The organism is Nitrosomonas sp. Nm84 (assembly GCF_003201565.1).
Classification (GTDB): Bacteria; Pseudomonadota; Gammaproteobacteria; order Burkholderiales; family Nitrosomonadaceae; genus Nitrosomonas.
Genome location: NZ_QJJP01000004.1, coordinates 116,342 through 138,562, shown reverse-complemented (window position 1 = coordinate 138,562; position 22,221 = coordinate 116,342). Strand labels below are relative to the sequence as shown.

Annotated in this window: 19 protein-coding genes, 1 other RNA gene and 1 pseudogene; 12 read left to right on the top strand and 9 right to left on the bottom strand. The window is 43.9% G+C overall.

Translation table 11 applies throughout. From position 1 onward, the window contains the following. Nucleotides 1–181: 181 nt before the first annotated feature. From C8R34_RS03770 to metG, 4 genes and pseudogenes are all read right to left on the bottom strand, one after another. The gene (locus tag C8R34_RS03770) at nucleotides 182–1,396 is read right to left on the bottom strand and encodes an HAF repeat-containing PEP-CTERM protein (RefSeq protein WP_110337993.1); all 1,215 of its coding nucleotides are present in this window, start codon (nucleotides 1,394–1,396) and stop codon (nucleotides 182–184) included. 230 nt (nucleotides 1,397–1,626) lie between these two features. Next, nucleotides 1,627–2,376: a YggS family pyridoxal phosphate-dependent enzyme gene (locus C8R34_RS03765; RefSeq protein WP_110337991.1), complete on the bottom strand. Its 750-nt coding sequence runs from the start codon at nucleotides 2,374–2,376 to the stop codon at nucleotides 1,627–1,629. Nucleotides 2,377–2,400: 24 nt separating this feature from the next. After that, on the bottom strand, nucleotides 2,401–2,763 hold the full coding sequence (locus C8R34_RS03760) for a DUF4440 domain-containing protein (RefSeq protein ID WP_110337989.1): 363 nt from the start codon (nucleotides 2,761–2,763) through the stop codon (nucleotides 2,401–2,403). 14 nt (nucleotides 2,764–2,777) lie between these two features. Next, nucleotides 2,778–4,913: pseudogene (gene metG / locus C8R34_RS03755) on the bottom strand (methionine--tRNA ligase); the annotation flags it as partial. 97 nt (nucleotides 4,914–5,010) lie between these two features. On the opposite strand from metG, the gene apbC reads away from it, so the two are divergent. The 4 genes from apbC (at nucleotide 5,011) to C8R34_RS03735 (ending at nucleotide 9,468) form a co-directional block, all read left to right on the top strand. Further along, nucleotides 5,011–6,099, top strand: a complete 1,089-nt coding sequence (apbC, locus tag C8R34_RS03750; protein WP_110337985.1) for an iron-sulfur cluster carrier protein ApbC — start codon at nucleotides 5,011–5,013, stop codon at nucleotides 6,097–6,099. Between the two features lie 13 nt (nucleotides 6,100–6,112). After that, nucleotides 6,113–6,679, top strand: coding sequence for a dCTP deaminase (gene dcd, locus C8R34_RS03745; RefSeq protein ID WP_110337983.1), 567 nt, complete (start codon nucleotides 6,113–6,115; stop codon nucleotides 6,677–6,679). A 37-nt stretch (nucleotides 6,680–6,716) separates the two neighbouring features. Next, a complete protein-coding gene (locus C8R34_RS03740) occupies nucleotides 6,717–7,973 on the top strand; it encodes a TIGR03790 family protein (protein ID WP_110337981.1) in 1,257 nt (418 codons plus the stop codon). A gap of 319 nt (nucleotides 7,974–8,292) precedes the next feature. Continuing rightward, nucleotides 8,293–9,468: a type III PLP-dependent enzyme gene (locus C8R34_RS03735; protein WP_110337979.1), complete on the top strand. Its 1,176-nt coding sequence runs from the start codon at nucleotides 8,293–8,295 to the stop codon at nucleotides 9,466–9,468. Between the two features lie 124 nt (nucleotides 9,469–9,592). On the opposite strand, the gene C8R34_RS03730 is transcribed toward C8R34_RS03735, so the two are convergent. Then, on the bottom strand, nucleotides 9,593–10,102 hold the full coding sequence (locus C8R34_RS03730; protein WP_110337977.1) for a dihydrofolate reductase: 510 nt from the start codon (nucleotides 10,100–10,102) through the stop codon (nucleotides 9,593–9,595). After that, complete coding sequence (locus tag C8R34_RS03725) at nucleotides 10,099–10,893, bottom strand: thymidylate synthase (RefSeq protein WP_110337975.1); 795 nt, start codon at nucleotides 10,891–10,893, stop codon at nucleotides 10,099–10,101. The genes C8R34_RS03730 and C8R34_RS03725 overlap by 4 nt, the downstream gene beginning before the upstream one ends. A gap of 169 nt (nucleotides 10,894–11,062) precedes the next feature. Here C8R34_RS03725 and C8R34_RS03720 point away from each other — a divergent pair, with 169 nt between their 5' ends. Then, complete coding sequence (locus tag C8R34_RS03720) at nucleotides 11,063–12,520, top strand: leucyl aminopeptidase family protein (RefSeq protein WP_110337973.1); 1,458 nt, start codon at nucleotides 11,063–11,065, stop codon at nucleotides 12,518–12,520. 6 nt (nucleotides 12,521–12,526) lie between these two features. Here C8R34_RS03720 and C8R34_RS03715 read toward each other — a convergent pair whose 3' ends face one another. Next, entirely contained in the window at nucleotides 12,527–13,558 is a 1,032-nt protein-coding gene (locus C8R34_RS03715) for a LysM peptidoglycan-binding domain-containing protein (protein ID WP_258364341.1), read from the bottom strand. Between the two features lie 412 nt (nucleotides 13,559–13,970). Beyond that, nucleotides 13,971–14,390: a preQ(1) synthase gene (gene queF / locus C8R34_RS03710; RefSeq protein WP_110337969.1), complete on the bottom strand. Its 420-nt coding sequence runs from the start codon at nucleotides 14,388–14,390 to the stop codon at nucleotides 13,971–13,973. Between the two features lie 107 nt (nucleotides 14,391–14,497). Between queF and smc the strand changes: the two genes are divergently transcribed. The 7 genes from smc (at nucleotide 14,498) to C8R34_RS03675 (ending at nucleotide 21,292) form a co-directional block, all read left to right on the top strand. After that, nucleotides 14,498–18,043, top strand: coding sequence for a chromosome segregation protein SMC (smc, locus tag C8R34_RS03705; RefSeq protein ID WP_110337967.1), 3,546 nt, complete (start codon nucleotides 14,498–14,500; stop codon nucleotides 18,041–18,043). Between the two features lie 215 nt (nucleotides 18,044–18,258). After that, nucleotides 18,259–19,437: a cell division protein ZipA C-terminal FtsZ-binding domain-containing protein gene (locus C8R34_RS03700; protein ID WP_110337965.1), complete on the top strand. Its 1,179-nt coding sequence runs from the start codon at nucleotides 18,259–18,261 to the stop codon at nucleotides 19,435–19,437. Nucleotides 19,438–19,475: 38 nt separating this feature from the next. Beyond that, entirely contained in the window at nucleotides 19,476–19,793 is a 318-nt protein-coding gene (locus tag C8R34_RS03695; RefSeq protein WP_258364340.1) for a CDGSH iron-sulfur domain-containing protein, read from the top strand. 88 nt (nucleotides 19,794–19,881) lie between these two features. Next, nucleotides 19,882–20,079: a hypothetical protein gene (locus C8R34_RS03690; RefSeq protein WP_110337961.1), complete on the top strand. Its 198-nt coding sequence runs from the start codon at nucleotides 19,882–19,884 to the stop codon at nucleotides 20,077–20,079. Next, nucleotides 20,072–20,371, top strand: coding sequence for a cell division protein ZapA (locus tag C8R34_RS03685; RefSeq protein WP_110337959.1), 300 nt, complete (start codon nucleotides 20,072–20,074; stop codon nucleotides 20,369–20,371). The genes C8R34_RS03690 and C8R34_RS03685 overlap by 8 nt, the downstream gene beginning before the upstream one ends. 18 nt (nucleotides 20,372–20,389) lie before the next feature. After that, nucleotides 20,390–20,566: non-coding RNA, 6S RNA (gene ssrS / locus C8R34_RS03680), on the top strand. Between the two features lie 75 nt (nucleotides 20,567–20,641). Further along, the gene (locus tag C8R34_RS03675; protein ID WP_110337957.1) at nucleotides 20,642–21,292 is read left to right on the top strand and encodes an HAD-IA family hydrolase; all 651 of its coding nucleotides are present in this window, start codon (nucleotides 20,642–20,644) and stop codon (nucleotides 21,290–21,292) included. A 148-nt stretch (nucleotides 21,293–21,440) separates the two neighbouring features. Here C8R34_RS03675 and C8R34_RS03670 read toward each other — a convergent pair whose 3' ends face one another. After that, complete coding sequence (locus C8R34_RS03670; protein WP_110337955.1) at nucleotides 21,441–22,094, bottom strand: TlpA family protein disulfide reductase; 654 nt, start codon at nucleotides 22,092–22,094, stop codon at nucleotides 21,441–21,443. Nucleotides 22,095–22,221 lie beyond the last annotated feature (127 nt).

Genomic DNA, 22,221 nt, shown 5'->3' with positions numbered 1-22,221 from the left:
CGGCAATAAACATATTCTCTTCGCCGGTCAATCAGTGTCATGTTTTCTATTATTTTGGTATTGGCAAGATTCCTCAATCATCCTCGTTATCGCGCAGGAATCAGAAGAATGCGAACTAACTTCTCTTAACTGGACTATCCGGTTTCATTAAACCAGGTCACTCGAGATTTTCGCGATGCGATTAAACGTTATGTTTTCTCCGCCATGCCATCAAACCCATCAATCCTAATCCAGCCAATAACATGAGATAAGTTTCAGGTTCAGGAATTGGTGGAGGAGGCGGTGGAATAAATATGGGATTCGGCGTAAATATGGTATCAGGTGTATAGGACAGCAAAAATGCTTCGGATACGCCATGAGCGTTAACTCCACTTCCTATAATTTGCCCATTGTTGTTGATGTCAACAGCCGTGGAAATGCTCTCCCACCCGCCAGCGATGACAACATCCAATAGCGAAAGATCGGTTATCCCACCATGACTATATAAGAAAGCATGGAAATCGCCATTTGCCGTTTCAGCCCACCCCACTGCTTCCCCTGCGTCATTGATGCTAAGGGCATCGCTGAAGTATCCACCCAGAGTACCGAGGTTGGTCATACCCATACCGTCAGGCCCTGTAATGAAAGCGTTGTGATAATAGATATCGCTGAGTTCTCCAACATTTCCCACAACCTGTCCGGAATTATTGATGCTATTGGCAGCGCTGAAATTGCCATTTAACGTGCCTAAGTCGATCATACCTGCGCCGTTAGGCCCGGTAATAAAAGCATGGCTATCAACAGAAGCATTGCCACTACTTCCCGTTTGAGCCCATCCCGTCACCTGTCCGGAATTGTTGATGCCAGTAGCAGAGCTATACACTCCCCCCAAAGTACCCAGATCCGTTATGCCAATACCGTTAGAACCCGTGATAAAAGCATGAAAACCGCTGACACTGACAGTATCGAGATCTCCGACGATTTGTCCAGAATCATTAATGCCATAAACGTCACCATTAACCCCTATGTTACCTACATCATTTATGGGCTTACCGCCAGGACCTGTTATAAATGCATGAGAATAAGGTGAATCAAAATTCGGAGACTCTCCCGCTACTTGCCCGAGATTATTTATCGCTCGAGCAAAACTGTCGCTCCCGTCCAGGGTGCCAATATCAGTCATACCTATGCCGTTATTACCTGATATAAAACCGTGATAAACATCCTCGTTAAGAAAACTCCCCGTTATCTGGCCAGAGTCGCTAATCGCACTTACAAAAGTATCGATTCCGCCTAAATTGCCCAATCCTCTAATTGACCATTCCGCATTCACTATTGCAGAATTTGACGCGGCACAAATCCCAATAAAAAAAATAGCAATGAATTTAAGTTTTGGGCGTTTGTATGAAATGCTCATGATGATCCCTTGAAAGAATGGTGTTTTACTACTCGAAAGAATTGTTTTCACAAAGGTTTTGATACGGTGCCTTAGCGATTATAAGTAAATGGAAAGTTGCTATCATGTAAATTTTTTACACCAGTTAGTGGCCTGGTTAAAAGTGTGCGACGTTTTGGGAGAAGTTAGCATGCCCTGCAACCGGAGTATAGCCGTTAACCTGCATTTGAATACTCGCAACTACCTATTCTTTAACCAAGCCCAGGCCAGTAATGGCTATCCGGCAACGGCCGCTTACCAAAAATAGCCTGCCCGACGCGCACAACGGTTGCGCCTTCTTCGATAGCCAATTCATAATCGCCCGACATACCCATCGATAGTTCGTCGAACGACAACCCTGCCGGTGCTTCCTGGCGCAGCATGCTTTGGATTTCCCGCATTTTGATAAAGCATTCGCGCACCCGATCGTGATCGGATGAGAAGATGGCGAGTGTCATCAGGCCTTTGATGCGTAGCGATGAAAATTGCGGCAAGCTTTGGACAAAATCGCGCACGGCTTCCGGCGGCAAGCCGAATTTGCTTTCTTCGCCGGAGCTGTTGACTTGCACGTAGACATCAATTGCCCGTCCTTCATTTTGCAAACGCTTATCGAGTTCTTCGGCGACTTTCAGGCTGTCCAGCGCCTGAAATTCGTTGGCAAAGCGCGCTAGGTATTTGGCTTTGTTGGTTTGCAGATGACCGATGATCGACCATTTGATGTCCAGGTCTTTCAGCACTTCGGATTTTTCGCGTGCTTCCTGGATTTTGTTTTCTCCCATCTCAAGGCAGCCTGCCGCATAGGCAATGCGCAGTCTTTCCGCCGATACGGTTTTAGTGACCGGCAAAAGCCGCACGCTGGCAGGATCGCGACCAATTCGCTTGCAGGTATCGACGATGCGTTGCTGGACGGTTGCAAGGTTGGTTTTGATTTCGTTGAGTTGCTGCTCTTCATTGAGTTCCACTGCATTCTCCTATTATTCGAAACGTTAACTTTTCCTGGATGCCTGATGAAATACCATTTTCCAATGATTCCCCTGATGTTGCCAAATCGAGGTTCTGATCGATCCTTTGCTGGTGACATTCGGATCATCGCACTTTTGTGCGGTATAGTGCGCCAACACCCAATCATCGGCTAACACTCTGATTCTAAAATCAGTCAACACCCATTGAATGTGCTGATCCTTGCTCAACAACCAGTTGACCACGTCATTTCTTGCATTCACTTCCCCGCTGCTGCTGATTTCTTCAAAGTCGGCAGCTAGCAGTTCATCAATCAATGCAGGATTCGCCGCAAGATCGGTGTGCAACAATGCAAGCTCGCGTTGCCTGATGTGTTCGGTCAGATCCATCGACGCGATGCCGGTTATTTAACCCGCATTCCCGGCTGCGCGCCGGTATCGGGCGAAAGAATAAATAATTCACCCGGATTGCCGCCACCGGCTGCCAGTACCATGCCTTCCGACAAACCGAACTTCATCTGCCGCGGGGCAAGATTCGCCACCATGACGGTATAGCGCCCTTTCAGTTGTTCCGGGTCATAGGCTGATTTAATACCGGCGAACACCGTGCGTTGTTCATTACCGATATCCAACGTCAATTTCAGCAATTTTTCCGCGCCCGGCACATGCTCGGCATTGACAATTTTTGCCACGCGCAAATCAATTTTGTTAAAGTCGTCGATGGAAATCGTCTCGGCAATGGGTGTCACGGCGTGTTGCTGCTTTTGCGCATGCCGTACGGGAGAATCGGTTTGGCCGGCGGGTACCAGGCTTTGCGTATTGGCGGCGATCAATGCATCAATTTGTTTGGTATCGATGCGTGTCATCAAATGTTGATAGACATGGATGGTATGTCCGGCGGGCAGCAATAAATCCGATACCGGTTGCTCCTCACCCAATTCGGGCCACGTCAATGGTGCGCAATTCAGGAAAAGCTCAATCTGCTTCACCGTTTCCGGCAAGATCGGTTTCAGGTAGCGCGACAATAGGTAAAACAATTGAATGCCCAAGCTGCAAATGCGCTGCAATTCATCGCTACGATCCGGATTTTTGGCGATTTCCCACGGCGCCAGTTCATGAATCATTTCGTTCGCCTCGTCGGCAAATTTCATGATATGGCGAATGGCAGCAGCAAATTCCCTGTCTTCAAACGCTTTCTCAATGGAATCGGGTCGCCAGGTGGCAAAACGTTCATTCACCAAGGATTGCAATTGTTGATACTGCGCACCATCCGCAAGCTTGCCATCAAACCGCTTACTGATAAAACCCGCGCAGCGGCTGGCGATATTAATAAACTTACCGACCAGATCGGAATTGACACGCGCGACAAAATCTTCCAGATTCAGATCGATATCTTCTAGCGTACTGTTGAGTTTTGCCGCGTAGTAATAGCGTAGCCATTCCGGATTCAGGCCTTGCTTCAAGTAGCTTTCCGCCGTAATGAACGTGCCGCGGGATTTGCTCATTTTTTCACCATTCACGGTGAGAAAACCATGCGCAAAAATCTTGGTCGGCGTACGGTAGCCCGCATTTTGCAGCATGGCTGGCCAGAATAACGCATGAAAATACAAAATATCCTTGCCGATAAAATGATACAGCTCAGTATCCGATGCTTGCTGCCAGAATGCGTCAAAATCGATGTGTTCCCGTGCACACAAATGCTTGAAACTACCCATATAACCAACCGGCGCATCCAGCCAGACATAAAAATATTTACCTGGCGCATCGGGTATTTCAAAACCAAAATAAGGTGCATCCCGCGAAATATCCCAATCGGAAAGCTTGTTATCCCCCGCTTCACCCAGCCATTCACGCATTTTATTGGCGGCTTCCGGCTGTAAATGATCCGCTTCCCGAGTCCAGCGGCGTAAAAAGTCTGCGCAGCGCGGATCCGACAGACTGAAAAAGTAATGCTCCGATGATTTCTTCACCGGCTTGGCGCCGGAAACAGATGAATACGGATTTTTCAATTCCGTTGGCGTATAAGCCGCGCCGCAGGCTTCGCAGGAATCACCGTACTGGTCTTTGGCGCCGCATTTCGGACATTCCCCTTTAACAAAGCGGTCAGGCAGAAACATGTTCTTGACCGGATCATAGAGTTGTTCGATGCCGCGCACCGCGATCAAACCGGCGGCCTTGAGCTTGCCATAGATATCTTCGGAAAAATGCCGCGTTTCCGTCGAATGAGTGCTGTAATAGTTATCAAACTGGATATGAAAACCGGCAAAATCCCCGAAATGTTCATCATGTACGCGCGCAATCAAAGCTTCCGGCGTAATGCCTTCTTTTTCCGCGCGCAGCATAATCGGCGTGCCATGCGTATCGTCCGCGCACACATAGTAAACCGTATGACCGCGCATTTTCTGAAATCGTACCCATATATCCGTTTGAATATATTCCACCAAATGACCTAAATGGATGCTGCCATTGGCATAAGGCAACGCAGAGGTGACCAGAATTTTTCGCTTGTTCATTAGCTGTTCGCAAACCGGGTTGAATAAAGGCTAATTGTAACAAACTGTGTGCGCATTCCTGATATTTGTTACCATCCCCCTATTAAATTTAAATCGCTAACCAGCAGTAACAAGGAGTTCCGCAGTGACCATTTCTGAGCAAAACATACAGTCCATACTTGGACAAACCATCGATCCAACCACCAGCAAAGATTACGTTACCTCGCAAGCAGTGCATGCCATTCAGATTGATCAAAATAATGTATCCATTGACATCGAATTGGGTTATCCGGCCAATAGCGTCAAAGACAACGTCCAGAAGCAGATCGTTGCAGCACTGAAATCAATTCCTGGCATTGGAAATATTCAGGTGACAGTCAGCAGCAAAATTATTCCGCACAGCGTGCAACACGGCGTCAAGCTCATTCCCGGCGTTAAAAATATCATTGCGGTGGCATCCGGCAAGGGCGGCGTCGGAAAATCGGCGACAGCAGTCAATCTGGCATTGGCATTGGCCGCGGAAGGCGCGTCCGTGGGCATTCTGGATGCGGATATTTACGGTCCGTCACAACCGCAGATGCTGGGCATCACCCACCACCCCGAATCACTCGATGGCAAAACCATGGAACCGGTCCTGGCACACGGCATTCAGGCCATGTCCATCGGCCTTTTGATCGACGTCGAAACCCCGATGGTTTGGCGCGGCCCGATGGTTACCCAGGCGTTGCAGCAATTGTTGAATGATACCAACTGGAAAGACGTGGATTATCTCGTCGTCGATTTACCACCCGGTACCGGAGATATTCAGCTGACGCTGGCACAAAAAATCCCGGTCACGGGCGCAGTCATTGTCACCACACCGCAGGATATCGCTTTGCTCGATGCACGCAAGGGGTTAAAAATGTTTGAGAAAGTAGGCATCCCAATTTTTGGCATTGTGGAAAATATGAGCACGCATACCTGCTCACAATGCGGACACACCGAGCCCATCTTTGGAACCGGCGGCGGTGAGAAAATGTGCCAGGATTACAATGTGGAATTTCTCGGCACATTACCGCTCGATATCAAAATCCGCGAGCATACCGATATGGGCAAGCCCAGCGTCGTTGCCGAACCGGATGGAAAAATAGCCGAAATGTACCGGCTGATTGCGCGACGAATCGCTGTTAAAGTGGCTGAATCTGCTGAAGATCACTCGGAATTGTTCGCCAAGATCATCATGGAAAATGACTAGAAAAGGCTAAAGCATGACGATTAAATCAGATAAATGGATTCGTCGGATGGCACAAGCGCACGGCATGATTGAGCCATTTGAGCCTGACCAGATTCGCCAGAAAGACAATCAGCGCATTGTTTCCTACGGCACTTCAAGCTATGGCTACGATATTCGCTGCTCGGATGAATTCAAGTTGTTCACCAACATCAATTCCACCATCGTCGATCCGAAGAATTTTGACTCCAACTCATTTGTTGATATCAAAAGCGATGTTTGCATCATTCCTCCCAATTCCTTTGCGCTGGCGCGTACTGTGGAATATTTCCGTATTCCACGCAATGTATTGACCATTTGTTTGGGCAAATCAACCTATGCGCGCTGTGGCATTATCGTCAATGTCACCCCTTTTGAACCGGAATGGGAAGGCTATGTCACGCTGGAATTTTCCAACACCACTCCCCTGCCCGCTAAAATCTATGCCAACGAAGGTGTTGCGCAAGTCATTTTTTTTGAATCGGACGAAGTCTGCGAGACTTCTTATAAAGATCGAGGTGGTAAATATCAAGGGCAGCATGGTGTGACATTGCCGAAAATTTGAGGCTGTAACATCCGTTCATTGGTGTGGAGGCGCTTTGATGTTGGCACGGGAAAGTTTACATCTGATCAAACGGTTTTCTATTATTTTGGCGCTCATGCTGTTTTTCGCAGCTTTCCCAGCAGAGGCGCAAAAGCACATCTCCTTGCCGCGCACCGGCTTAGAATCCCATGATATTGCTGTCATTGTTAATGATGATGACCCCTTGTCCCGACAAATCGGTCATTATTATCAGCAGGCACGGCAGATACCGGAAGCCAACATAATTCATCTACGTTTCTCCTCTGAACGCAGTGTCATGACTCCCAAAGAATTCAAACAATTGAAAGCTACCATTGATCAACTGACGCCGGATCATGTGCAAGCATTCGCTGTTGCCTGGACCACTCCCTACCGGGTGGGTTGCATGTCATTGACTTCTGCCCTAGCGTTTGGCTTCGATAGAAAATTTTGCTCGAAAAAGTGTGAACCGACAGCACCTAGCCCTTACTTCAATTCGCCCAGCCTGTCTCCGTTCGATGGTTACAAGCTGCGCCCCGCCATGATGTTAGCTGGAACTTCCTTCGAACAAGTCAAAGCACTCATTGACCGAGGCATCGCTTCAGATCATAGTTTTCCGAAAGGCCAGGCTTATCTATTGAGCACTTCAGATAAAGCACGTAACAGCCGCGCAGGCAGCTTTGCGCACACCGCAAAAGATCTGGCCGGTGTTTTTTCGATACAAATACTTCAAACCGATGCTATTTCCGATCATCAGGACGTGCTTTTTTACTTTACCGGATTGACTGAAGTGCCCATGCTACAGACGTTAGGCTTTCTGCCAGGTGCGCTGGCAGACCACTTAACATCGGCCGGCGGCATGCTGACCGATTCACTTCAAATGAGCAGCTTGCGTTGGTTGGAAGCCGGTGCCACAGCAAGCTATGGCACCGTTGTCGAACCTTGCAGCTATCCACAAAAGTTTCCATCGCCCGCAGTCGCCATGTTTCATTATGCATCGGGAACCAGTGTCATTGAAGCCTATTGGAAAAGTGTAGCCTGGCCAGGACAAGGCGTATTCATCGGCGAGCCGCTAGCCAAACCATTTGCTCCCCTATTACGGGAAATCAGCCCTGGCCGGTTTGAATTAAGATTTTTTTCACCGCATTCTGGAAAACTGACAATTGAAGAATCATACTCCGCCGCTGGACCATTCAAACTTCTTCCCAAACAGCATGCAATTGGTCGCGGAGAAAATCGATTTCATTTCAGGTTCAATGAAAAAAAAGATAGCTACTTAAGATTTCATTGGCACTAACAGGCTTCATATAGACTCATTACGCTGAAGGTGACAAAAATCATATAAACTTTTCTGCAAAAAGACCGTCAAATACACCCTAGCGATAGTTACACAACACATTGTTTTTGCGCATATAAACAAATTATATAAAAAAATAATTTTTATGCAAAAAAACACTTGCTTTGCTCTGAATGCAGACTATAATGCGTGCAAATTAACACTCAATATATTTAGCCGATAAGGAGGTCATCATGAGAAGCACCAAGAACTTTTTTGCTCCGGTTGATTTAGTCAATGTTCATATCCCTGAAACGTAGCGATTTTAAGGAGCGCACTCATGTCTGCATTCTCGTCCACACTTCAAAAATCTGATCCATCTGAAGTCTTATTTGATACCCACCCAGAAAGTAGTCTGAATTTTAAACACGTTCAGAATGCACTAAAAAAAGGCTATCAACGCCCATTTTTACTGGTTGACAGTAATATTGTCCGACACAAAGCCCGACGATTTAAAATGGCAATGCCGCGCGTTCATCCGCATTATGCTGTCAAGGCTAACCCTGATCATCGTGTGTTAAAAGCGCTGATTGAAGAAGGCGTTGGTTTTGAAATCGCTTCCATTGCTGAACTTGACTTGCTACTAACGCTGGGCGTACCTGCGGCTGAAGTGTTTTATAGCAACCCAATGAAATCTCGTGCTTACCTCGAATACGCTGCGGCTAAAGGTGTCGAATGGTATGTGATTGATAGTGTAGAAGAACTACGCAAAATCGTGAGCGTCAAGCCTGATGCAAAAATGTATTTGCGTATTGATACGCCGAATATTGGCAGTGATTGGCCGCTAGCCGGCAAATTTGGAACACATCTCGCAGACATTAATGAAATCATCCATGAAGCCGTTCAACTCAAAGCTGATTTAGCCGGCGTCACATTTCATGTAGGTTCGCAATGCCGTAACCCTCAAAATTGGCGAGTTGGCATTGAGCGCGCAAAAAAGGTTTTTGCCGATATGCAAGTCGCAGGGTTGAATCCCAGATTACTGAATATTGGTGGCGGCTATCCGGTGCGTCACGTCAAACCTATTCCTTCCATTGAAATCATCGCTGAAATCATCAATGATGCTATCGCTGATTTACCTGATAACATCCATATAATGGCAGAACCTGGTCGTTATTTGGTATCCGATTCAGCTTATTTTGTCTGTCGTGTAGTCGGCACTGCAACTCGCAATGGTAAACGGTGGATGTATTGGGATGCAGGCATGTTTGGCGGAGTTATAGAAATTACAGAAGGCTTGCGCTATGAAATCCTTACTGATCGCAAAGGCAACGATATTCCTTGGTCAATTGCTGGCCCCACATGCGATTCAGTGGATATTCTGACTCATGATTTGATGCTTCCCAATGACTTGCAGGAAGGTGATTTTATTTATATTCCTAATGCGGGCGCATACACCACGGCTTATGCCAGCAACTTCAACGGATTCCCGCTACCGGATGTTCAAGTGATATAAGCACTCGTTATACTTATACACTTAATTTTTCATCTTACAACAAAATGGTGAAGTCGCATGAAACATGCGCTTCACCATTTTTTCTTTATAACAGCATGACAATCCAGCCCACTTAATACGATCACTATCCTTTACGATCCAGTATGACAAAATGGTATTCCATCGTGTTATCGCTATCAGAAAAATATTTCTCCCGTTGCGTTTCTTCCCATTCATTTGGATCGTATTCCGGAAAGATAGTATCTCCCTCAAAATCTTTCTGAATTTCCGTGACATACATACGTTGGCAAATTTCAATTGTTTGCCGGTACAGTTTTTCTCCTCCAATGATGAAGCATTCACCACTAGTTACATTGGCTTGTTCACATGCCAGCAAAGCATCCCCAATGGAATTGACGACCGTCGCGCCAGGTACTTCAAAATTTTTCTGTTGCGTGATGATGATGTTAGTTCTCCCGGGCAGAGGTTTGCCAATGGATTCATAGGTTTTACGACCCATGACAATAATATGTCCCATTGTTAGTAATTTAAAATGCTTTAAATCAGCAGGCAAATGCCAAGGCAATTTATTGTGCTGACCAATCACTCGATTCCTGGCCATCGCCACCAGAATAGATAAACGTGGTAATGTCATATGGCCACCGACGCTTTGATAGCTGGATGCGGATGATAATTTTCCAAAATAAAATCTTCATATTTAAAATCCAGTATCTCTCGTATATTCGGATTCAATGTCATGGTCGGTAACGGCTTCGGTTCACGCGATAACTGCTCACGAGCTTGTTCAAGGTGGTTCAAATAAAGATGCGCATCACCCAAGGTATGTACAAAATCCCCAGGTTCCAGCTTGCATACTTGTGCAATCATCAGGGTTAGCAATGCATACGATGCAATATTAAAGGGCACGCCCAGAAAAATATCAGCGCTGCGCTGATAAAGCTGGCACGAGAGCCGATTATCCACCACATAAAATTGAAAGAGTGCATGACATGGCGCCAAGCGCATTTTATGCAAATCACCTACATTCCATGAAGAAATCAGCATGCGCCGCGAATCCGGTGTGTTTTTTATTTGTTCGATCACTTGCATGAGCTGATCAATGTGGTGACCATCCGCTGTTGCCCATGATCGCCACTGATAGCCATATATGGGCCCCAGATTTCCCTCTGCATCAGCCCACTCATCCCATATCGACACACCGTTTTTGTGAAGATATGCAACATTCGTATCGCCTTGCAGAAACCACAATAATTCATGAATAATAGATTTTAAATGGCACTTTTTTGTCGTTACCAATGGAAAACCATCAGCCAGATTAAAGCGCATTTGATAACCAAAGATTGATCGCGTACCGGTACCGGTACGATCCGATTTCTGACATCCATGATCAATAACATGCTGCATTAGCTCGAGATATTGGCGCATTGCTATTTGACACTCCTTATTAGAACCAGAATAAATCTATTTGTTGCAAGCTATCCCGCCCACAGAACGTATATAATAATAGCAATTTAACAGTTAATAGCGGCCACTCTTTACGCGATGACTCCCGATATTGTCACTCAAAAAATAATATTTGACAGGAAAGATTTCAATGCTGGCATCACTCTTCCAGAATACATCACCTATTGATCAATCCATTAAAACACCGCATATTCTTGTAATACTCCCTAAATCAGAAAAGCTGCCCAAGAAATACAGCGTCACTGGCGAAGATTCACTAGAAAAATTGCTGTTACGTCGCGAAATGCAATTGACCGATCTTCATCGCACTCCGGTCTGTGCAAATCTTGCAAATGGTGAGTTATGCGCCTGGGTTATGATTGATACGAGTGAATCCGTGTTCGAGCAACAAACTTGTGTGCGTAAAGCAATCAGATTACTACTTGCAGAGAATCCGTCAGAAATCCATATCGCGGTGTATGGAACCCCTCACCAAAAGAAAGTTTTTTCAGAACTGGCTGTTTATACTATGTGGGTCAATGGCGCCGCACTACCTGTACGAAAAAACAAGCCCATCAAAAAATCCTTAACAAAGATTTTTCTCTATGGCTACAAGGATGCTGAAAACTTCACACTGCAGCGCGCACTAGCGGAAGGCAATTTATTAGCTCGCGGCTTAACGGTATTACCCGCTAATGAATTAACCCCTAAAACTTATCGTCAGCAAATTAAGAAACTGGCAGAAAATGAAGGCTGGAAATACCAGGAATTCGATTTCAACAAGCTCAAAGAAATCGGTGCAGGCGCTTTTATTGCTGTCGCACAAGGCAGCGACTCGGAAGATGCCGCCATTGTGCATCTGCAGCACAATTGCAAGCAGAATTCACCACACAAAAGCATCGCTATTGTCGGCAAAGGCATTTGTTTTGATACCGGTGGTCATAATTTAAAACCGGCCCGGTATATGCAGGGAATGCATGAAGACATGAACGGCTCTGCTGTCGCTCTGGGTATTCTGCTTGCGGCAACGCGGGCTGAAATTCCAGTCAAAATTGATTGCTGGCTTGCAATAGCACAAAACCATATCAGCCCACGTGCTTACAAGCAGAACGATATTATTTCAGCGCTTAATGGACTATCGATTGAGATTGTTCACACCGATGCCGAAGGGCGCATGGTTCTAGCAGATACCTTAACATTGGCGATTAAACTGGAACCCGATCTGATCATTGATTTCGCCACACTGACGGGCAGCATGAAAACTGCTTTAGGATCACGTTATAGCGGATTCTTCAGCAATCGCGACGATTTAGTTCAGAAAGCCGTCGCAGCAGGCAACAAGAGTGGAGAACGTGTCTGCGCTTTTCCGATGGATATGGATTATGAAGAAAGCCTTGAAAGTACTATTGCAGATATTAAACAATGCGAACTTGGCGGAGAATTCGATCATATTCTCGCCGCATGTTTTCTACGTCGATTCGTTAACGATATACCGTGGTTACATATGGATTTATCAGCCAGCAGTCATAAAGACGGACTAGGCGCTGTTGATAGTGAAATTACTGGATTTGGCGTCAATTGGGGTATTGAATTTTTGAAAAACATTTGATCCAATTTAACTTCTTGATAAAACGAGCTTCTGGCCTATCGACAAATTCTCATCACTATTGTTCCACAACTTAATCTGATTCACTGTCGTGCCATATCGCTTTGCGATTTCATACAAAGTATCGCCCTTTTTAACTACGTGAACGCTTGCTAGATAATTTTGCAACAACTGTTTCTTTTGTGCAGTAGCATCTACAAGATTTTCCGCTACCGCTTGAGGCACCAAAATCTTCTGCCCGAGTGTAAGATTTTTGTTCCGCGCTATACCATTGATTGCTTGTAATTGTTTGACAGTTGTACGGTATCGCCCAGCAATTTCATTGATATTTTCACCTTTCTTGACACGGTAAATCTGCCACGAAATTCTCGGATCTTGAAATGTTTCCAGATTTGTTAAGAAAATTTCTTTTTTATCCTTAGGTAACAATAAAGTACGAGGTGCATTGAGTACTTTAATGACATAACGATTATAAGCGGGATTTAGTGCGGTGAATTCAACTTCGGAGATATTGGCAAGACGGGTAACGAGGGAGATATCGATATGCTCATGTACTTTGATTGTATCAAAATACGGTCGATTAGGTACCTGTCGAAGTCGCACGCCGTATTTCTTTGAATTAGCAACAATATCCTTAACTGCTAATAGCTTATATACATAATGCTTAGCTTCAACTGGAAGATTCAAATCGTAAAAACTACTTGATCTACCTTTATGAACGCTCCTGGATAATGCTTTGCTTACAGCACCTTCACCGATATTGTATGCCGCTATCGCCAGCTTCCAGTTATCAAATCTTTTATGAAGGTATTGTAAATAATCAAGCGCCGCCTCTGTTGACGCAATAACATCACGCCGATCGTCATGCCACACATTTTGTTCCAAACCTAGACTCTTGCCTGTTTCCGGGATAATTTGCCAAAGTCCTGCAGAGTGACTGTTTGATTTGATCAGGGGATCATAAGAACTCTCAATCACCGGAATTAATGCAATCTCCATTGGCATACCACGGCGATCAAGCTCCTCTACAATATGATACAAGTAGCGTTCGCTACGCTCAATAATGCGATTGAGTGTGTTCGGCTGTCGAGTATACGGAGTCTCTATTTTACGTATTGCTTTACTATCAGGTGGGAGTTTTAATGCAAATCCGCTGCGTATGCGATCCCACAAATCGGTCTGATATTGATATTCGTTCTGCACTAATCTGTCAGCAACTGCATCAACTGGTATCAGTGAGCAAGTCCAGAAAAGTAACGACACTAGTAAGGCGAATTGATCATTTCTTTTAAAAATCATTTACATAGATTAATTTGTCTTTACACTGGTTGACAGCATATATAAATTTTTGACTTTTGCAAACTATTTTTTTATGTGGCAAGAAATGTCAAGTTTAATAATATAGATTAAAAACAATATATTAAAATTTTTACTTAAAGTAAATTATCAATAATTATTTTCGAATATTCGATTGACTACTAAACTCCTGCAGCACAACTGTTTGTTTCGGTTGCCAATTTTTCTTTTGGTAATCCACTGTAACGTTGGTAAAAATTCCACCACGTACATAAAAACGCGCAATTAAGCGAAGATATCTTGGTTTTAAAATAGCAACGAGATCATCGAGAATTTTGTTGGTAACCGCTTCATGAAATACCCCTTCATTCCGGTATGACCAGATATAAAGTTTCAGGCTTTTGAGCTCAATACATTTTTTCTCTGGAATATAATCAAGAACCAAGGTTGCAAAATCAGGCTGCCCTGTCTTCGGGCACAAACAGGTAAACTCAGGGATTTCCATATGAATATGATAATCTCTGTCGGCATAGGGATTTGGAAATGTTTCAAGCGTTTTCTCAGGCTTACTGGTCATTCTTCACACTCATGTTTAAATTAATTCCGTTACAATAATCAATAATCGTTTGATCGTTCTCTCATACACACCGCCTATTATAACTGTCTTATCTCATAAACAAAAAATTGCGCTTAGCTCATATTAAACTTGCCGGTTTCAAATCATTTGTCGATCCAACGCTAATTCCCGTTTCTCAAGATCTCGTAGGTATCGTCGGCCCCAATGGCTGCGGAAAATCCAATATTATTGACGCGGTACGATGGGTTCTAGGCGAATCGAAGGCTTCTGCCTTGCGTGGTGATTCCATGCAGGATGTTATTTTTGCCGGATCAGATCATCGCAAAGCAATCGGTCGCGCAAGTGTCGAAATTGTTTTTGACAATCATTTGAGCAAGGTCACCGGGCAATGGTCCAGTTATTCCGAAATCGCGATTAAACGTGTTCTCCAGCGCGATGGTATCTCAAGTTATTACATCAATAACCTGCAAGTACGGCGACGCGATATTGCCGATTTTTTTCTGGGAACGGGTGTTGGCGGTCGAGGTTATGCCATTATTGAGCAAGGCATGATCTCACGGATTATTGAAGCGAAACCGCAAGAATTAAGAAGTTTCCTGGAAGAAGCTGCAGGCATTTCTCAATACCGCGAGAGAAGACAGGAAACTTTTTCACATCTGATAGAGACTCGCAAAAATCTAACCCGTTTAGTGGATATCTCGCAGGAACTGGAAACGCAGCTACAGCACCTGCAAATTCAAGCAAACACTGCACAGCAATATCAATCGTTGCAAGAAAAATTGCATACCGCACAGTCGCTGCTGTGGCTGCAACGGAGAAACGACGCAGTCAATCAACGCACCCACGCAGAAAAAGAAATTCAGGCGCTTGAATCGGCATTAGAGGCTGCACTCTCGAGTCAACATCAAGCTGAAAAAGAATATGAAACAGCACGTGAAAAAGAACATGAAATCAGTGACAAATTACTGCAAGTACAAGGGCAGCTTTATACGGTCAATGCCGAGATAGGTCGTGTAGAACAAGAAATCAATCATTTGAAGAACAATGCCGAACGCTTAACACAGCAAATTCAGGAGGTTGAAAATCGACTGCAAAAAAACAATCAGCTAAAAGAGACCGCGCAAGCAAGTCTATTAAACTGGCATCAGGAAAAAACACAAGCCACAGCATCGCATGCAGAAAGTATGCTTAAGAATGATGTGCTCAGCCAACAACTGCCGATCGTGGAAGCCGATTTTCATCGATGCCAGGAAGCGCTAGACAAATGCCGGCGTGATCTTCTGATGACCGAACAAGTCAGACAGCTTGAAGATAGTCACTCCGCTCATGCCACAAAAAATATCCAGCAGCTTGAGGCGCGTTATTCCCGTTTATTAAAAGAGCAAAACGAACTTATCTCCGTTGAAACATCCAGGTTAACTGAATTACAGTCAGCAATGGATCAAACCGAATGTACTTTGCAGGAACAGAACCTGAAGCATCAGGATATAGAAAATCAATTATCCGCTACAATTCAGTACAAACAACAAATTACAAGCAAAATTCAACAACTGCAACATGCATTATCACAGACGACGGCTCGCTTCCATGCATTGCAAAATCTACAGCAAAAATTGGAAAGCAATCAGCAGCTAACTACTTGGCTCAGCAAGCATCAACTGGATGGCTTACCTCGCTTATGGCAACACCTGCAAATACAATCCGAATGGGAAAATGCCTTGGAAGCAGTTTTACGCGAACGACTCAATAGTATCGAAGTTGATCAACTTGCGTTCATTCAGAATTGGATAAACGACTTACCATCAGGGAAATGGGCCATTTTTGAGAAAACTCAACCCGCGATATCCTCCGATGATCAACAATCCATACCACCCCACTTCGGCTGCGAAAAACTACTTACCTATGTCACAATCAACCAACCCGAAGTGCATCGTGTATTGGAAGATTGGCTATGCCAAGTATATGTGATAGAAAATATTCAGGAAGGTCTCACTAGAAAACCCATGTTAAGCGCTGGTGAATCATTGGTAACGCGCCAGGGGCATATCATTACGCGCACCAGCCTCACTTTTTATGCGCCTGACTCCCAATTACATGGCGTGTTATCGAGACAGCAGGAATTAAAAAATCTGCAGCTAGAAATTAATCAGCATGAATCTCAGCTCCACAATCAACATGACTTGCTGGAAACCGCAAAACAGCACAATACCAAGCTAAGTGATGACATTCAACAATCGCGTGAACGTAACAAACAATTACAGCAGCACCGACATGAACTACAGCTTGAAATCGTCAAGCTTTCACAAATTAACGAACGCACGATTCATCGCAGCAATCAGATTAATTCCGAGTTAGCTGAAATTAAGCAGGCGTTGGATAACGAAACCTCGCTGCAGCAATCCGCGCAAGCAAAATTAATAAAAAACTTAGAGCAAATTGATGTGCTGAAACAACTGACACAGCAAGCTCAGCTCTCATGGGAAGCTGCTAATCACTCACTCGCCAATCAACGACAAAGCCTGCAACAATCCGCTAAGCAAATGCAGGAAGCGGTATTTTATGTAAAGACATGTGACAATAAAATCAATGAAATAGAGCAGACTGTACAAGCCATTCACGATGATTTACACATACTGGCAGAAAACCATACCAGGCTGCTCAAAGAAAAAGATAACTTGAATCCAATCCCACTGAATAATCAATTAGAAGCTGCGCGAATACAGCGCAAATCGATTGAACAAACGATAGTACAAGTACGCCAGGAAGTTGAAGACACTGCACACCATTTACGGAAAATAGAAAATACCCGCCTGACATCCGAACAAGAAACATATTCATTACGAGACACCATCAATCAAGCCCGACTCAAAGAACAAGCGGCAAATATCACCATCAGCCAATTTGATGAATTGATCCATGACGCCAAAGTCGATACCCAATTATTTTTACCGCTGTTAGGAAAAAAAAGTATTGCGGCATTACAATCAGAAATCAATCGACTGAACACTGAAACTACGGCGCTGGGGTCCGTCAATCTCGCGGCATTGGAAGAACTCGACATTGCCCGTACACGTCAGTCCAACTTGATGAATCAACTACAGGACTTAAATGAAGCCGTCGCCACTTTGGAAAATGTCATTCAACAAATTGATCGTGAAACACAATTACGCCTGCAAGAAACCTTTGATCTGGTCAACCGGTATCTGAGCGAAATCTTTCCGGTTATATTTGCAGGTGGGCAAGCCCGACTAGAGTTGAGCGATGGTAAGATTCTGGATGCCGGATTGTTACTGATGGCTCAACCACCCGGGAAAAAGAATAGTTCCATTCATTTATTATCGGGTGGTGAAAAAGCCCTTACCGCACTAGCGCTCATCTTTTCATTATTTCGGCTTAATCCCGCGCCATTTTGCCTATTGGATGAAGTGGATGCACCGCTTGACGACAGCAATACCAATCGTTTTTGTGAATTAGTAAAAAATATGTCGAAACAAACTCAATTCTTATTCATCAGTCATAATAAAATCACCATGGAGATGGCACAGCAATTAATTGGGGTTACAATGCAAGAACAAGGTGTATCCAGGATAGTTGCTGTAGATATCGCAGATGCGATCAAACTGGGAAAACGGATTAAACAACCTGCAGTCTAGCAGGCCATTGAAAAACAAAGGCGTTGATACCAGGCAAAAACAAGCGAGAAAGCGCAATTTATGCGTGATCAATGTTGTTCTTAGCCTATTTATTTTTAACGCCATAGCGACCACAGATAGCTTGCCAGCGGCCTGTGCTAGATTTGTAATTGATCATATCAAGCTGGCATGATCTAATTGATGTGCTTTATATCAAGGTATTTTTAGGAGATAGCATGGAAATATTAAGTAATATTAGTGACTTGCAGTTAAGCCTGATCATCATCGGCATTATCGTAATCGTCGGTGTTGTTATCTTCAACTGGCTGCAACAACAACGTTATCGCCGTAAAGTACAAGCAGCATTTGACCATGAGCATAGTGACATACTTTTAGATACGCAGGATTCTGAGGATATTGCGCAAAGGATCGAACCGAAGTTCAATAAAACTCCGACTCCCGACGTGTCGTTCGACACATTTGCGCAGCCTGATTTAACCGCTGCTCACACTGAATTTAAAAAGCCATCAATCGCACAAAGTCCACCGATCAATACTTCGACCAGCACACCCACAACTTCACCATTGCTGGATTATGACAGCAACACCAACTATATCGTCAATGTCAAATCAGAATCAGTCATTGCCAACACGTATATCGCTAAATTATTGCAAAGAAAATTTGATTTTGGAAAACCTGTTTGTTGGCTGGGACAACGGCATAAAAATGAGTCCTGGGAAGAAATCACCAACGAAACCAATGTCGATAGTGACGGTTACGTACAATTAAAGGGTTGCCTTCAGCTTGCCGATCGATCCGGCTCCATCAGTGAAGTCAATTTATCCAAATTCCGGGACTTGGTACAAGATTTTGCATCACAAGTACATGCCATAGCCGAATGCCCTGATATTGTCAGTGTGCATGAAAAAGCTGTCATATTGGATAAATTCTGTGCTGAAGTGGATGTCATGATCGGTATTAATATCATTAGCAGAGATGACGGCGCATTTGTTGGAACCAAGGTTCGCGCGTTAGCGGAAGCTTCCGGGTTCAGACTCGAATCGGAAGGCATATTCAAATATCGTGATGACAGTAATAATATATTGTTTACCCTGAACAATTATGAATCGTCTCCGTTCTTGCCCGAGAATATGAAATCGTTGACAACGCATGGTGTCACTTTCCTGTTGGATGTTCCAAGAGTTGCCCATGGCGAAAGAGTATTCGATCAAATGACGCATCTGGCAAAAATTTTTTCCAATACGCTGGGCGGTATTATGGTTGATGATAATCGTGTACCTCTGAGCGACAGCGGTATTCAAAAAAGCAAGCAACAATTGATTGAAATACAAGCTGCAATGAAGAAGAATCACATTCATGCCGGCAGTCCGAGTGCTTTACGACTATTTGTATAAGAAATTTCTTAAATACAATTAATTAGGTATACTTGATTATGCAACAATACGGTTTGAGCAAGTCATTAAACCGTATAGACAAAAATTTTAAATTTGGCGTGGAGATAAGAATGAGCGAATCTTCGAACACCGGACAAACTTTTTCACCTATTGAAGTTAAATTGGAAGCAGGAAAAGATTATTATTGGTGCGCTTGTGGTCAAAGTAAATCCCAGCCTTTTTGCGATGGTTCTCATAAAAATACAGAATTCACACCCAAAAAATTTAGTGTCGCTGAAAACAAAACAGCTTGGTTGTGTACCTGCAAAAAAACCAGTAATGCGCCTTATTGCGATGGCACACATCGCAAATTGTAATCTCATGTAAAAGCGCGCTGAGTATTGTGGTAGGGATAGAACAAATAGAATGTGGTCACCAATTAACCTGTAATGGTTTAGTTTGTCCATGGAAACAGAACTAAAATCTCTTGAAGATAAAATTTTTCTGCTGTTACGTTTGTATCAGGATACTTGCATAGAAAATAATAAATTGCGTAAAGAGCTCGCGGACACACACGCTCAGAATGAAGAACTCAATGAAAAAATACACGTAGCGGTCGGTCGACTAGAAACACTTTTATTAAATATGCCAGACAATGAATAGCAAAACACTGAATATCAATATTATGGGACGTGATTTTCACGTCACCTGCCCTGATGAGGAGCGAGAAGACATTCAACTTGCTGCAGCTTATTTGGATAAAAAAATCCAGGAGATCAAAGCGGAAGGCAAGGTTGTTGACTCTGACCGTGTTGCCATTGTTGCAGCGTTAAGTATTACGCACGAACTGCTGATGCTGCGTAATGGAACCGGCTTTGACATGGATGAATTTAAGCGTAGAATTGTATCGTTGAAGAAGAAAGTTGATGAAGTAATGATCAAGAAAGAAAGTTAGAGTTTTTGGTAATAAGGTTAATCCCTGCGGTGTTCGTTTAAGGCTTATATTCTTTGAACCAATTGTTAGAAAATGGCTGTGGACTTTAGTGATACTGGTGTGCGCACCTTTTTGGATGTGCCCAATGTGTCCGTGAAACAGCCGCCTTGGACCCATGGTTCAAGATGATAGTCTGACGGCATAGGCGGGGAGCTTTTACGGGACAAGAGACGTTAAATTAGCATCTCTTGTCCTTTTAATTTTTGGCTTGCTATTTTTTACAATCACACCATGCCATCAAGCAACCAAACAATCTTATCTGCTTTTCCTAGAACATTTTTGTTTGACATTGGCCGTGTTTTACTCGATTTCGATTTTAAATCATCATTGGCAACGCTGATACCTGCCAGAATAAATAACCATCAACCGCTTATCCGACAAGTGCTTGAACAAAAGGACGCACTAGAAGCCGGATCAGTCGATGCGGCAAGCTATGCGAACTGGGCACTGCAGATTCTTCAAAGTGATGCGACAGCGGAACAGTTTTATCACGCCTGGCAACAAATTTTTACTATTAATGAACCAATGTGGCGCTGTGTTCGTCAGCTTACCGGCAATAACCATACGTTGATTTTGATTTCAAATATCAATGCGATCCACTGTCCTTGGATATTCGCAGCCTATCCGGAATTTTCGTATTTTAAACATAAAGTACTGTCATTCGAAGTTGGTATTCTGAAACCGGAATTGGCCATCTACCAATACGCTATCGATAGGTATCAGCTCGATCCGGCATTAACGATTTATATTGATGATCAGCTACAAAATATCGAATCCGGGGAAAAATTAGGATTTCAGTGTTGGCACTATGATTTAACTAATCACCAGGCTTTTGAAAACTGGCTTGAAAAAACATTGACTACCGTTCATGCCAACCCATAATTCATCGAATCGAATCAAACCGCATCTTTTTCAAAATGCACATAATATGCTTATGATCAGGTACTTGGCCATAAGCGCATTATGTGCATTGGCTGACTGCATAAGCTTCGTTCGATGATGTAAATTTGATTCTGGTGCGCAGATTAAACTATTTTTCTGCCAGAAAATGTTCAACCATTGCCTGTTTATAATCTACTTGGCCAAATGAAACATCTTTTAATTGCCCCTTGCGATCAAACAAAATACAAGAAGGTGTTCCCTGCAATGCAAAACGTTCGAACGTTTCAGCTTTCATGGATTTTTGCTCCAAATAATGCCTGACTTGCTGCAGCGCAGATTTCTTTCGCTCATCGCCAAGTTTATCGAATTCAGCAAGAAACTCACGCGCATAGCGCAGCACTCGTTCATCGGTAACTGGCTCAGTTTCCGCCACGACACGATCCATACCGACCGCAAACGGTATTTTCCATGTCAATTTGCGTTGCGATAATAAACCACGTTGATTCAGTGCCTTGAACGTTTCACCAATCACTTCGCCCGTTGTCACTAATTTTTGCAAATTCTCGAGCGTATTTTTGTCATAATCTTCAAACGCAGTCGCCAAGCCAATCACAACCAATCCCTGCTGCTGGTATCTTTCATACAAACCAACGGCTTTGGGTAATGAATAGATAAAACAACCTGGGCAATTCACCTGAAAAACCTCGACCAATACCACCGAACCAATCAGATCATTTAACGCAATCGGCCCGCCCTGCACCCAAGTATCAACCGCAATATCAGAAAGTAAGTGATTATTCATGATTAAAAATAGTTAGAATGAGTAAAAACCTTGCATATTATAGAAGCTCGACATGACTGTGCGCGACTTTGTCTAGAAAATAACATACTTTTTATACACCTTAGCTTTATTCGGTACGAAGCACTCT